Annotated in this window: 9 protein-coding genes; 6 read left to right on the forward strand and 3 right to left on the reverse strand. The window is 65.1% G+C overall.

What is annotated here, in order from left to right:
• Positions 1–607 precede the first annotated feature (607 nt).
• The 3 genes from recA (at position 608) to IPF49_05005 (ending at position 2,928) form a co-directional block, all read left to right on the forward strand.
• Positions 608–1,636 (forward strand): recombinase RecA, encoded by a 1,029-nt coding sequence (gene recA / locus IPF49_04995; GenBank protein ID MBK6286994.1) that lies wholly within the window; start codon positions 608–610, stop codon positions 1,634–1,636.
• 86 nt (positions 1,637–1,722) lie between these two features.
• Positions 1,723–2,166: a regulatory protein RecX gene (locus tag IPF49_05000; protein ID MBK6286995.1), complete on the forward strand. Its 444-nt coding sequence runs from the start codon at positions 1,723–1,725 to the stop codon at positions 2,164–2,166.
• The gene (locus tag IPF49_05005) at positions 2,167–2,928 is read left to right on the forward strand and encodes a rhomboid family intramembrane serine protease (protein MBK6286996.1); all 762 of its coding nucleotides are present in this window, start codon (positions 2,167–2,169) and stop codon (positions 2,926–2,928) included.
• Between the two features lie 33 nt (positions 2,929–2,961).
• On the opposite strand, the gene IPF49_05010 is transcribed toward IPF49_05005, so the two are convergent.
• The 3 genes from IPF49_05010 to mnmC all read right to left on the reverse strand — a co-directional run bounded on the left by IPF49_05010 (position 2,962) and on the right by mnmC (position 8,824).
• The gene (locus IPF49_05010; GenBank protein ID MBK6286997.1) at positions 2,962–5,928 is read right to left on the reverse strand and encodes an insulinase family protein; all 2,967 of its coding nucleotides are present in this window, start codon (positions 5,926–5,928) and stop codon (positions 2,962–2,964) included.
• A gap of 65 nt (positions 5,929–5,993) precedes the next feature.
• On the reverse strand, positions 5,994–6,800 hold the full coding sequence (locus tag IPF49_05015; protein ID MBK6286998.1) for a glutaminyl-peptide cyclotransferase: 807 nt from the start codon (positions 6,798–6,800) through the stop codon (positions 5,994–5,996).
• The gene (gene mnmC, locus IPF49_05020; GenBank protein MBK6286999.1) at positions 6,797–8,824 is read right to left on the reverse strand and encodes a bifunctional tRNA (5-methylaminomethyl-2-thiouridine)(34)-methyltransferase MnmD/FAD-dependent 5-carboxymethylaminomethyl-2-thiouridine(34) oxidoreductase MnmC; all 2,028 of its coding nucleotides are present in this window, start codon (positions 8,822–8,824) and stop codon (positions 6,797–6,799) included. Before mnmC ends, IPF49_05015 begins: the two co-directional genes overlap by 4 nt.
• A gap of 51 nt (positions 8,825–8,875) precedes the next feature.
• Here mnmC and IPF49_05025 point away from each other — a divergent pair, with 51 nt between their 5' ends.
• From IPF49_05025 to IPF49_05035, 3 genes are all read left to right on the forward strand, one after another.
• On the forward strand, positions 8,876–10,513 hold the full coding sequence (locus IPF49_05025) for a peptide ABC transporter substrate-binding protein (protein MBK6287000.1): 1,638 nt from the start codon (positions 8,876–8,878) through the stop codon (positions 10,511–10,513).
• A gap of 179 nt (positions 10,514–10,692) precedes the next feature.
• Complete coding sequence (locus IPF49_05030; protein MBK6287001.1) at positions 10,693–11,181, forward strand: DUF411 domain-containing protein; 489 nt, start codon at positions 10,693–10,695, stop codon at positions 11,179–11,181.
• 206 nt (positions 11,182–11,387) lie between these two features.
• The gene (locus tag IPF49_05035) at positions 11,388–13,241 is read left to right on the forward strand and encodes a KUP/HAK/KT family potassium transporter (protein MBK6287002.1); all 1,854 of its coding nucleotides are present in this window, start codon (positions 11,388–11,390) and stop codon (positions 13,239–13,241) included.
• Positions 13,242–13,250: the final 9 nt, after the last annotated feature.

Below are 13,250 nucleotides of genomic sequence, written 5' to 3' on the forward strand. Positions count from 1 at the left end.
CAAGCGCGAAGGCACAGGCATCATCGGGCCGATTGGTCACCGGTTGTGCAATCCGCGATCCGAACGAAGTGGGTGGCGATGGGATCACGGCAAATGCGATCGTGCTCGGTCTGATCGGCACCGTGCCGGAAGAATGCTCGAGCGACGCCGAAAGGTATTTCTCCACGGGACGCATCGACACACCCTCGGATATAGGTGCCGCAGCGATTTATCTCGCCTCACCGGAAGCTTCGTGGGTGACCGGGTGAGTCGACCATCGACCTGCTGAACCGCCTGGATGCCGCAGTGGAAAGAGCCGTCGACGAACAAATCCATATCGACGAGATCCACGCCTGAGCTTTTGGCAACTGGGTATTCGCCGTGCGCTTGCGCTCGAGCGGGCGATCCGCTGCTCTGTTCGCGGCCTGACACGGCAGCTTTCCCGGCGACGCCGGCGGCGGTTTTTGCCCCGCCTCGATTGCAGTATAGTGAGGCTTGTTGCCGGTCCGGGCCGCCACGGCAGGGAATTCCGGGCAGGCAGCTGTCAGGGCTGGATATTTTCCGAAAACACTGTTTAAATATACAGCGCTGGGTTTTTCTGCACTATCAGCACTTCAAGGAATCGAAAATGGACGCGAACAAACAGAAAGCATTGGATGCGGCGCTGGCGCAGATCGAGCGCCAGTTTGGCAAGGGAACCGTGATGCGCATGGGTGACCGGCAGCACGTGGCGATCCCGGCGGTCTCGACCGGATCGCTGGGTCTCGACATTGCGCTCGGCGTCGGCGGCTTGCCGCGCGGACGGGTGGTGGAAATCTACGGGCCGGAGTCATCGGGCAAGACCACGCTGACGCTGTCGGTGATCGCGGAATGCCAGAAAATGGGCGGTACCGCGGCATTCATCGACGCCGAGCATGCGCTCGATCCGGGCTATGCCGAGAAGCTCGGGGTCAATGTCGATGACATGATCGTGTCGCAACCCGATACCGGCGAGCAGGCGCTCGAGGTCGTCGACATGCTGGTGCGCTCGGGTGCGGTGGATATCGTCGTGATCGACTCGGTGGCGGCACTGACGCCGCGGGCCGAGATCGAGGGCGAGATGGGCGATACCCATGTCGGCCTCCAGGCGCGCCTGATGAGCCAGGCGCTGCGCAAGATCACCGGCAATATCAACCGTTCCAACACGCTGGTGATCTTCATCAACCAGATCCGCATGAAAATCGGCGTGATGTTCGGTTCCCCGGAAACCACGACCGGAGGCAATGCGCTGAAATTCTATTCCTCGGTGCGCCTCGACATCCGCCGCATTGGCTCGGTGAAGGAAGGCGACGAGGTGATCGGCAGCGAGACGCGGGTCAAGGTCGTGAAGAACAAGGTGGCGCCGCCGTTCCGGCAGGCGGAGTTCGACATTCTTTATGGCCGTGGTATCTACCGCATGGGTGAAGTGATCGAGCTGGGCGTGAAGCTCGGCCTGATCGAGAAATCCGGTGCCTGGTATTCCTGCAAGGGCGAGCGCATCGGACAGGGCAAGGCCAATGCCGCGCGTTATCTCAGTGACAATCCCGAGCTGGCTGCCACGCTGGAAGGGGAGATCAGGGCACTTGCGCTGAGCGTGCCGGTAAACGAGGTCAGTGTCGAGGAAACCGAGGAAGCCTGAAACTTCGCGCGGGAGCTGATCGTTTGACGGGATTTCGCTCCACAAAGCAGCTCGATGCGGATCCGGCGGCAATCCGGCGCGCGGCAATGAACCTGCTGGCGCGCCGGGAATACGCTCCGGGGGAATTGCGGGCGCGGCTGGTTGCGCGTTTCGGCAGCGAGGCGCCGATCGACCCCGAACTCGAGCGGCTTGCCGGGGAAGGCCTGCTGAGCGAGTCCCGCTATATCGAGGCCTTCGTGCGCATGCACCGCAATCGCGGGCATGGGCCGTTGCGCATTCTGCGCGAACTGGAACGGCGTGGCGTGGAGCCCGGGCGGGCCGAGGCGGGCGTCGAGCCGGGCGCGCGCGAATGGTACGAGCTGGCTCGTGCCTGGCGGCTGCGGCGCTTTGGCGCCGGCGCGCCGGCGTCGGCCGCGGAATGGCAGAAGCAGTCGCGGCATCTGCAGCAGCGCGGATTCAGCGGCGAGCATATTCGCCATGCTTTGCGTGATTTGCCGGACGATGCTGTCGCACCTGGCAAGTATCCATAGGTGTTTCCGCTCTACGATGACAATATCCGGCTGCGCTGGCCGGTGGTCACCGCGCTGCTGATCGCCCTGAACCTGCTCGTCTGGCTGCTGCTCCAGGGGCTCGGCACGGAACTGCCGCTGGCGCGCTCGCTGTGCCTGCACGGGCTGATTCCCGCCGACCTGCTCGGCACCGCGCCGCTCGGTCTGCAGATTCCGCTGACTCCCGAGCTGAGTTGCGTGATCGACGGTGAAGGCAGCTGGATGAGTCTTTTCAGCTCGATGTTCATGCACGGTGGCTGGCTGCATCTGCTCGGCAACCTGTGGTTTCTGTGGGTGTTTGGTGACAATGTCGAGGACGTGATGGGCGCGCCCCGCTACCTGCTGTTCTACCTGCTGTGCGGGCTGACGGCAGCAGCTGCCCAGATCGTCACGAATCCTGCGAGCGTGGTGCCGATGGTCGGTGCCTCGGGTGCGATCGGCGGCGTGATGGGTGCTTATGCCCGCATGTATCCCCGGGCCCGGGTGCAGACCCTGTTCGTTCTCGTGTTCTATTTCTTCAGGGTGTCATTGCCCGCGCTGGTGCTGCTCGGCTACTGGCTGCTGGTGCAGGTTGCCGGCAGTCTGTACGCGCCGCGTGGCGGTGGCGGGGTCGCGTTCTGGGCCCATATCGGCGGATTCATGGGCGGAATGCTGCTGTCATTCCTGATGGTGAGCCCGGCCCGGCTTGCCGCACACAAGCAGCTGCAGGCCGAGCGGGCCCTGCTGGTGGATCACGACTTCTAGCGCACGGCCCGAGCGCGTAATCCGTCGCTCTCGTTACAGCGTTTTCAGTTCCGCATCGGCAAGCAGCGGATCTTTTTTCAGAGCCGCTGCGCCGGGCGCATTGGTAATCACCGCGAGGCTTGCGCGTGCCGGGTCGAGATAGCTCGCGCCCACCCGCTGCAGGTCATCGACCGTGACCGCAAGCACCCGGGCACGGAACTCGCGGTGCTGCGCACGGGTGCGTCCGAACAGGTTCTCGTGAAAATGCTTCTTGGCCTCGCCGGCCGGCGAGCCGGGCTTGTCGAGGCTGCTGATCACGCCGAGGATCGCTTCCTCGACCTGTTGCCACTGGTGGGGCGTATTCTGCAGCCAGTCGAGCGCGGCGTCGAAATCGTCGAGCGTGGCGCGGGTGCGCGGATCGCGGTAGGAATAGAAGCGAAATGCCGCGATTCCGGAATCCTGCGAGGCGCCGCCACCGTATGCGCCGCCCTGCTCGCGGATCGCCCGATGGAGGAAGCCGTTGCGCAGAAAGCCGCCGAGCACGGTCAGTGCGGCCGCATCGGCGTGCGCGATCGGAACTGTCGGATAGGACTTGGCGCAGAAATTCACCTGGGTGCTGGTCTGCCAGATTTCGCGGACCGTATCGCGCACCGGCGCCAGCGCCAGCGGCGTGTCCGCGGCGGGTGCTGCCGGGTTCTGCCAGCAACGCTGCAGTTCGTCCGCGTTGGCCTCGGTGTGTTCGGCATCGCTCACCAGCAGCAGCTGGCGCGGCGCGCCCAATATGGCCTCGTGCAGGGCCGCGAGCCGGGCTGCAAAGGCGGCGATATTGGCCTCGTCCTGGAAGCTTTTCTCGATGCGGCGGGTGCGGCGGATTCCCTCGAGTCCGGAGAGCGAATGCGCCAGCAACGCGGTCGGGCTCATGCGACTCGAGGCCGCGCTCATGGCCAGGGCATGACCGCTGCCGGTGATCGACTGGTCGCGCCGTGCACGCATCTGGCTCAGCAATTCCCCGATGCGCTGCAATTCATCGAAACGCGCGTGCTCGAGCGTTTCGCGCAACAGCGCGAACAGCTCGGTGGCATTGCGTGCCAGCGCTTTTGACGACAGCACCAGCACGCCGCGCGTGCGTTGCTCGTCATCGAGCGCACCGCGCACCGTGGAATGGGCGTTCAACCCGCCGCTCAGTGCCGCCTGCAGCGCCTGGGTCTGCAGATAATCGCGGCCGCCGCTGCCGAGTTCGGTCAGGAAGTCGGTGTAGTAGGGCAGCAGTTCCAGCAACTCGTTCCCGAGTGCGGGCAGTTCGACGATCACCTGCTGGTAGACGATCCCGTTGGTGCCGCGTGCGTAGGCCGTGATCGGGGTGCTGGCCGCAATGGGGCGTGATTCGATTTCCGGTACATCGGCCGGCACGTCCGCAATCGTGACCCGCGGCAGGCAGCTGTCGTCGGGGCGCCCGTTCTGCCGTTCCAGCAAGGTGCTGGCGGTCGCGACGATTTCCGCTGCCTGTTGCTCATCGAGCCCGGCGCGGATTTTCGCCAGGCGCTGCTCCTCGGCGTGGCGCCGGCGTGCGGCAAGTTCGGTGTCCGGTTTCAGCAGCAGGCGCACGCGGTGCGGATTGTCGAGCAGCAGCTCGCGTACCAGGCGTTTGACGTAAGCGGGATCCTCGATATCGCGGTGCAGCTTTTCCAGCACCGGCTCCAGATTCAGTACCGCCACCGGATCGCCGCGGTGCACCGCACCGGAAATCGCCATCAGGATCAGTTGCAGTCCGAACGGGTAGCCATCGCCGCCGATCTCGCGCTGGTGCAGTTCCAGCTGGTGCAGCACCGAGCGCACCTGCTCGATCGGCACGCCATTTTCGGCAATGTCCTGCAAGGTATCGAGTACCAGCGATTCGACATCCTGGGCCGCGCTGCTCGCGCAACCCTCCAGGCCGCAGCTGAACACGATCTCGCGGTGCGAGTCCTCGAGCCCGCACAGCGGCGAGGGTGCGCTGCCGAGTTCGCTGGTCTCGAGCGCCTTCTGCAACGGCGATGAGCTGTTGTCGAGCAGGATGCCGTTCAGCAGGTGCGCCTGCAGCAGTTCCTCGAGGCTGGTCGATTTGCCGAGCAGCCAGCCGAGCACCACGTGACTCTTCTCGCTGGCATCGCCTTCCTCTTCCCATGCATAGGATTCCTCCACCGCGAGCGGTGCGACGTAGCGCTTCTCGTCGGGCACCTCGATATGCACATCGAGCGCCTCGAAGCGCTGCAGCGCGCGGTCCTCGAAGCGCTGGTGCAGTTCCGCCACCGGGATGTCGCCGTAGCTCATGAACACCGCGTTGCTCGGATGGTAATGGCTGCGGTAGAAATCACGCAGGCCCTGGTAGCTCAGGTCCGGGATGTGTTCCGGATCGCCTCCGCTGTTGTAGTGATAGGTCGTGTACGGGAACAGGTATTTGCTCAGCGTCTGCCACAGGGTGCTCGAGATCGAGCTCATGGCGCCCTTCATTTCGTTGTAGACCACGCCCTTGAATTCGAGCGGGCTGCTGGTATCGCTGGGCGTGCTGAATTCGAGGCGATGTCCTTCCTGGGCAAAATCGAGGGGATCGAGATTGGCGAAGAACACCGCGTCGAGGTAGACATCGAGCAGGTTGAAGAAATCCTTGCGGTTCTGGCTCGCGAACGGGTAGGCGGTCCAGTCGCTGCTGGTGAACGCGTTCATGAAGGTGTTGAGGGAGCGGCGCGTCATCATGAAAAACGGATCGCGCACCGGGTACTTCTCGCTGCCGCACAGCGCCGTGTGCTCGAGGATATGCGCAACCCCGGTGGAATCCTGCGGCACGGTACGCAATGCCACCAGGAACACGTTTTCCGTGTTGTCGGTGGCAATATGGAAATGCTGGGCGCCGGTGACGCGGTGGCGATATTCCTCGATCACCGCGTTGAGCGCGCTGATCGGTTCGCTGCGCACCCATTCGAAGGCGTTGTGCGTGGTTTCGCTCGCGCGGGTTGCGGGGGCTTGCTGATCGGGACTGTTCATGACGGGTTCGGGATTTCCTGCGCTGATTCACGGTGCCCGGAGCTGCGGGCGATGAGACGGCGATTCTATTGAGGCGTGGCGGCGGGGGCAATCGGAGGTAATGCCACCTGCAGGCAGAACAGCCACGGCCAGTGTTTGCCGCTGACCCACAGTCGCCCGCTCGGCGCGTGCCAGGCAATCCCGTTGGGGACATCGGCCGTGCGGCGTTCCGCCGCGCTCAGCAGTTCGCCGACATCGATCTTCCAGGCGGCCTTCCCGGTCACCGGATCGATACCCACGATCCAGTCGCTCAGCCAGATATTGGCGAGAATCCAGCCCTGCGCCCATTCGAGCTCGTTCAGCAGTTTCAGTACCTTGCCGCCGGCGCGCACATGCAGTTCCTTCACCACGTGGAAATCGGCCGGGTCGCGCCAGCGAAGTATCGCGCTGCCATCGCTCTGGATCAGGTGCGTGCCGTCGCTGGTGAGCCCCCAGCCCTCGCCGCGATAGCGAAATCGCTGCAGCGGTTTGAGCTCCGGCAGGCTGTATTGCTGGGCGATGCCTTCCTGCCAGGTCAGCAGCAGCAATTGCCCGTTCTGGACCGTCAGGCCTTCGGCAAACCATTCGCGCTCGAGCCCGATACTGGCGACGGGTGCCGCTGAGAGCAGGGTGCGACTCACCAGCCGCGACTGCCGGTAACCGCCCCCGCTTTCGAGCAGGGTATCGCCGTCAAATGCCATTCCCTGGGTGAATAAGGTCTGGTCGTGCGCAATACGCTGCTCGATCACGAAGGGGAGTTCCGGCAGCGCCGCCAGCGGATCGTCGGCGCGGCACAGCGATGACCACGTCAGCAACAGCGACAGGATCGCTACGCGGGTGCCGCGATAGCTCATCGCGCGTTGCTCCTGACGATGCCGCGCAGCAGGAAGCGCGCGGGTGACAGGGCACGGCTGATGGCGTCGCTGACCGGCGCCGGCTCGCCGCACAGATGGGCGGCGATCATCTCGGCGCACAGCGGCGCGCTGGTCATGCCACGCGAGCCGTGGCCGATGCTGGCATAGAGGCCACCCTGATAACTGCCAAGGCGCGCGATGGGTTTGCGTGCGTTGCGTGCAAGCGCGGCAAATTCCGCCGCGCATGCCGCGGCATCGGGCACCGGTCCGGCCACCGGGAGACGGTCCGGCGTGGTGGCGCGCAGCCCCACCCGGGCCGCGAGATCGGCGGGTGCAATATCCCGCACCACATTGCCGGGCAACAAGCGCGCGAGGCGTTCGAGGTTGTCACGATGTTCGGAATCGGTGGCGCCGTGGCCGCTGCCGTGCGGCTCGAAACTCGCGCCGCAACAGAGCTGCCCGTCGAGCATCGGTGCGACATAACCGTCGCCGCTGATTACGCAGTGCGGTGCTTCGAGAATCAATGCGCGCGGCACCAGCGTGATCTGCCCGCGCACCGGCGTGAGTGGCACTGCAGCCGGGCCGAGCAGACTATTAGCGGCCAGGCTATTGGCAATGATCACCGCCGCGGCGGTGAAATCGCCCTGTCCATCGGTGCCTGCCAGCCAGCCATCGCCCGCGCGCCGCAGCGTTTCGACCCGCACCCCGAAGCGGGTACGGATGCGCGGATGGGCGAGTGCCCGGGTGCGGGCGGCGTTTGGCGCGACCCAGCCCGATCCCGGCAGGAACAAACCATCGTGCTCCACACGAGCGCCACACAGGCGCGAGGCCTGCGCCGCATCGACGAATTGCACCAGCCGATCGAGCGCGGCATAACGCTGGCGCAGGCGCGCGAGCAATGCCTGGTCTTTGCCGGTGGTATAGAGTTGCAGCATTCCGCAGGCCGAGCGCTGCGTGGCATCGTCCCCGAGCAGGGCGCGGTAGAAACGCAGTGCATGAAGATAACCGAGCAGGGTGAATTCGGCGTGCGCGGAATCGCCCAGCGCCAGCTGGGTGAACAGCATGGCCTGGGATGCGCCGGTAGCGGGGCCGTCGGCGCTTTCGAGCACGCTCACCTCCCAGCCGCGGCGCGCCAGTGCCAGGGCCGCGGTGCAGCCGGCAATGCCGGCGCCGATCACCAGCGCGCTGCGCTCGTTTGTGCGCGGGTGCATTGCGATATGCCAGGGTGTGCTGCGCGCTACAGGCGTCATGGGTGCGGCACGCTGATCACGATGCGCGCTGATCATGTCGCGCTTGCGTCCGAAGCCGGGAATCTTGCGCACCGTGAAGCCGTGCGCGGTGAGCGCGTCGCGTACCGGGGCGGCCGCGCTGAACGTACTGAGCGTGGTGCCGGGGCGGCTGAGCACCGCGATCTGGCGGAGGACCTCATCGCTCCACATCGCCGGGTTGCGCGCCGGCGCAAAGCCGTCGAGGAACCAGGCATCCGCCGTCGTGACCGGCGCCAGCGGGTGCGCCGGGCCGAACTCGCGCAGCGCATCCAGCACATCGCCAAAGAACAGCTGCAGGCTGACCCGGCCCGCCCCGAGTTCGATGCTGTGCAGGCCGGGCAGCAGGGGCGGCCAGTTTGCCGTCAGCTGCGCGCTGCAGGACGCGAGCTCGGGCCAGCGGGCCAGGGCCCGCGCGAGGGAAGCAGTCTCCAGCGGCCAGGCCTCGAGACTGCGAAATACCAGCCGTGCGCCGGGTGGCGCCACGCGCTCCCACAGTTGCCACGCCAGCAGGAAGTTCAGCCCGGTGCCAAAACCGGTCTCGCCGATCACGAAGACCGCGTGCGAATCGCGGGGCAGCGCGCTCCAGCGCGCCTCGAGTGCGTTCTGTTGCAGAAACACGTATTGTGATTCGGCCAGTCCGTCGTCGCGGCTGTAATAGACATCGGCGAACATTTGCGAGTACGGCGTGCCGTCATCGAGCCATTGCGGTTGCGCGGGTACGACGGCCAGAGGAGGGAGCGTGGAATCAGCAGACATCTGCAGCGCACTTGCCGGTGGAAGCGGCGATTGTAGCAATCGCGGGTGCCGATGACGACGCGGATGAAGCCGGGTTGGCGGCAGGCGGTTGTACGCTGCGCTGCCGCACTGTTGCTGGTGGCTGCGGCAAACAGTGCGGGGCAGGGCGCGGCGATCGATGACCGCGAGGGCGTGGTGCGTCTGGCATTGGCCACCGAGCCGCCGAGCCTCGATTCGGTACGCGCGACCGACCAGGTCAGTGCCTTCGTGCTGGCGCATATCGGTGAGGGCCTGCTGCAGTACGATCGCGACAACCGGCTCGCGCCGGCGGTTGCCGAACGCTACGAGCTGAACGATCGGGGAGCCACCTTCTGGTTGCGCCGCGATGCGCGCTGGGAGGACGGCTCGCCGCTCACCGCCGGGGATTTCGTGTATGCATGGCGCGAAGTGCTGCGCCCCGCCAACGGCGCGCAGTATGCACCGCTGCTGTTTCCGCTGCTCAATGCCCGTGCCATAGCCGCGGGCGAGGCGGCGCTCGAGACGCTCGGCGTCAGCGCAGCGGAAGATTACCGTCTCGAGCTGCGGTTCGCGGAACCCTGTGCCTGGTTTCCGGCGCTGACCGCATTGATGACACTGCTGCCCCTGCCGCGGGAGTTTCATGCCCGCCAGGGCAGTCGCTACGCGGCCGATGCCGGCCGCATGCTGGCCAACGGACCGTATCGGCTGGCACGCTGGGTGCACGGCGCCGAGTTGGTGCTGGAGCAAAACCCCTGGCACCGCGACGCTGCTACGCTCGGCATTCGCCGGATCGAGATTCCCTATATCACCAGCGACTCCCGCGCCGAGCTGAACCTGTTTCTCGACGGGCGTATTGCGCTGGCCAATGTGCCCGGCGATGCGCTCGGCCAGGTGCTGGCGCAACGCCTGCGCTTGCGCCAGTTCCGCGATGGTTACGTGTGGTTTCTCGGCTTCAATTTCCGCGCCGGGCGCTTGACCGGGAACCGTGCGTTGCGCCAGGCGATACAGGCGGCGATCGAGCCGCGCGAAGTGGTGGATCAGGTAGTGCGCCTGCCCGGAGTGCGGCCGGCAGAGTCGCTGTTTCCCTCGGTGCTGCGTGCCGGCGAGCGGCGTTTCATCGATGCCTGGCCGCTGGCGCCGGTCGAGCGCTCGCGCGCGCGGGCGCAGGAGCTGATCGAACAGGCGCGGCGGGAACTGGGCGGCGACGAGGTGGCGCCGCTGTACCTGCTGAGTTCGGAAGATCCGGTTTCGGTCAAGCTCGGCGAGTATCTGCAGGCGCGGCTGGCGCAGACGCTGGGTCTGGATGTGCGCCTCGACCGGCAGATTTTCAAGCAGCGTATCCAGAAGATGAACAGTGGCGACTACGATATGGTGCTGGCCAACTGGGGCCCGGATTTCGATGACCCGCTCACCTTCGGCGAGTTGTTCGCCTCGTGGAACCCGGTGAATCGTGGCCGTTTCAGCAGCAGGGAATACGATCGCCTGGTACGTGCGGCGCAGACCGCGAGCGATTCCGCGGCGCGCCTTGCCGCGATGAACGGGCTGCAGATATTGGTGCGCGATGAAGTGCCGGTGATTCCGCTCTACGAGAACGCGCGCCTGTATGTCCAGCATCCGCGGCTGCGCGGTGTGGTGCGCGCGCCGTTCGGCGGTGATCCGATTCTGCGCCATGCCTGGCTGGGCCCGCCCTGAGGATGCGCGGCTCAACCGGCTGGTGGAGCAGCACTACCCCGGTTTCGTCGCGCACTGCAAAAGCCCTCTCGCGATTTCTCGAGCACACTCACTGACCGCGTCCCGGCATTGGTGTACGCTGCCGCACTGGATGCGCGCATGACGCGCGCAATGCACCCACAGCAGTCCGGAGACTTGCCATGCCGCGTCTTGTACGCACCCTCGCGATCTGCCTTGCTCTAGCGCTCGGTATCACGCTGCGCGCCGGCGCCGAAGACGGCGCCAGACCCGTTCTGGACGTCTACAAGAGCCCCAGCTGTCATTGCTGCGGGGACTGGATGAAACATCTCGAGCAGCAGGGTTTCAGCACCATCGCCCATCACCCCGCCGACCTCGACAAGCTCAAGGCCGACAGGGGAGTGCCTGAGGGCTACACCTCCTGCCACACCGGTGTCAGCGCGGGGGGCTATGTGTTCGAGGGCCATGTGCCGGCGAAATTCATCCGCCGCTTTCTCGCCGATCCACCGGCCGGCGCACGCGGACTCGCGGTGCCCGGCATGCCGCTGGGCAGTCCGGGCATGGAGAGCGACGACTTCTTCATGCCCTACAAGATCTGGTTGCTGAAGAGCGATGGCTCGGTGGAGCTCTACGCGAGCATCGGCAGCGCCGCCGAGCAGTTCGACGATTGACCGCGCAGCGCGCGCATGCGCCGCAGTGTGAGTCCTTTCCAATCCAGAGATGAGCCTGAAGAGGCCGGGTTGAGCGGATAATCGCTGCCGCGCCGCGCTACACCAGGCAGCAAGCCTGATACGACATCGAGATGCGTATGGTCATAAGCGAAGCGCATAACAAAACACCGGCCGCCGCGGAGCCGGAGCAAGCCCGCAGCACACCCATGGCTGCTCTTGGCCTCGCGGTACTCGGCGTGGTGTACGGCGATATCGGCACCAGTCCCATTTACGCCCTGCGCGAAACCTTCTCCGGCAGGCACCCCTTGCCTGCCACGCCAGACAATATCCTGGGCATCCTGTCGCTGATTTTCTGGTCGCTGGTGCTCATCATCTCGCTCAAGTACATGGTCTTTGTGTTGCGCGCTGACAATCGCGGCGAGGGGGGCATTTTTGCCCTTATCGCCTTGCTGCGGCCCGACGCCGACCGCGGCAATCCGGCGCGGCGCGGCCTGATCCTGCTCGGTATATTGGGTGCGGCCATGTTGTATGGCGGCGCCATGATTACCCCGGCCATCTCGGTGCTCAGCGCCGTCGAAGGCTTGGAGGTTGCTGCGCCCGCCCTGGAGCGCTTTGTCATCCCGGCGACCATCGGCATCCTGGTGGCACTGTTTGCGTTTCAAAGCCAGGGCACGGCCCGGGTGGGCGCCATCTTCGGTCCCATTACCTTGCTGTGGTTTCTGGTGTTGGCGGTGTTGGGGGTGCACGGCATCGCCCAAGCCCCCGAAGTGTTGCTGGCCATCAACCCGACCTATGCCCTTGCCTATTTCCACACCAACGGGGTGAATGGCTACCTCGCCTTGTACGGCGTATTTCTGGTCACCACGGGCGGCGAGGCGCTGTACGCCGACCTGGGCCACTTCGGCCGAGTGCCGATCCGCCGGGTGTGGTTCGCGGTGGTGCTGCCTGCTCTGTTGATCAATTACTTTGGCCAGGGCGCGCTGCTGGTTGCGGACCCCCAGGAAAGCCTGCACCCGTTCTTTCACCTGGCCCCGGAATGGGCGCTTTATCCGCTCATCGTGCTCGCCGCTGCAGCCACCTGCATCGCTTCGCAGGCCGTCATTACCGGGGTGTACTCGCTGACGCGCCAAGCCATTCAGCTAAACCTGATGCCGCGGTTTACGGTGCGGCAAACCTCCGCCGAGGTGCGTGGCCAAATCTATATGCCAAGCGTCAACTGGATCATGATGGTCGCCGCCATCAGCCTGGTGCTGGCATTCAAAACCTCGGGGAACCTCGCCGCCGCCTACGGGGTAGCGGTCAACTCCACCATGGCCATTACCACCATATTGGCCTTCCGGGTGGCGCGGGAGCGCGGCGGCTGGGGTTGGCCGTCCTCACTGAGCTTCCTGCTGGTGTTCATCGCCATCGATCTGGCTTACCTCGGCTCCAACCTGATGACGATCCCCGATGGCGGCTGGCTGCCCATGGTGATTGGAGTGGTGTTGTTCAGTGTGATGACCACCTGGCGCCAGGGTTCCTTCCTGGTGGCCGAGCACATTGCAAAATCGACCATCACGCTGGAGACCTTCATCGGCCGCATCGCCGCGGAGTCGATCCCGCGGATCGCCGGCACGGCCATTTTTTTTACGGGCAGGCTGGAGCACACACCCCCGACCTTGCAGCAGTTCCTGCACCGCACCGGGGTACTGCATCAAGACATTGTGCTCACCACGGTGCTGATCGAGCCGGTCCCCAAGGTGGATGCGGAGAGCCGGATCGAAATCAGCCCCCACGAAGCCGGATTTACCCGGCTCGTCATTCGCTACGGTTATATGCAGGGCATCAATATTCCATCGGACCTCGCCCTGTGCGCCGAGCGCGGGCTGGCCCTGGACCTGGCAACCCTCAACTACTTCGTTGGGCGCGTGAGCCTGCTTGCTGACCGCAAGCAAAAGGGCATGGCGCCCTGGCGAGATCGCTTGTTTTCCCGTATGGCCGCCAATACCGAGGACGCCACCGCTTCCTACCAGCTGCCACATGCACAGACGATGACGATAGGCTTTACGATCGGTATTTGAAGTGCGGAA

The sequence above is a fragment of the Gammaproteobacteria bacterium genome (assembly GCA_016705365.1).
Taxonomy (GTDB): domain Bacteria; phylum Pseudomonadota; class Gammaproteobacteria; order Pseudomonadales; family UBA5518; genus UBA5518.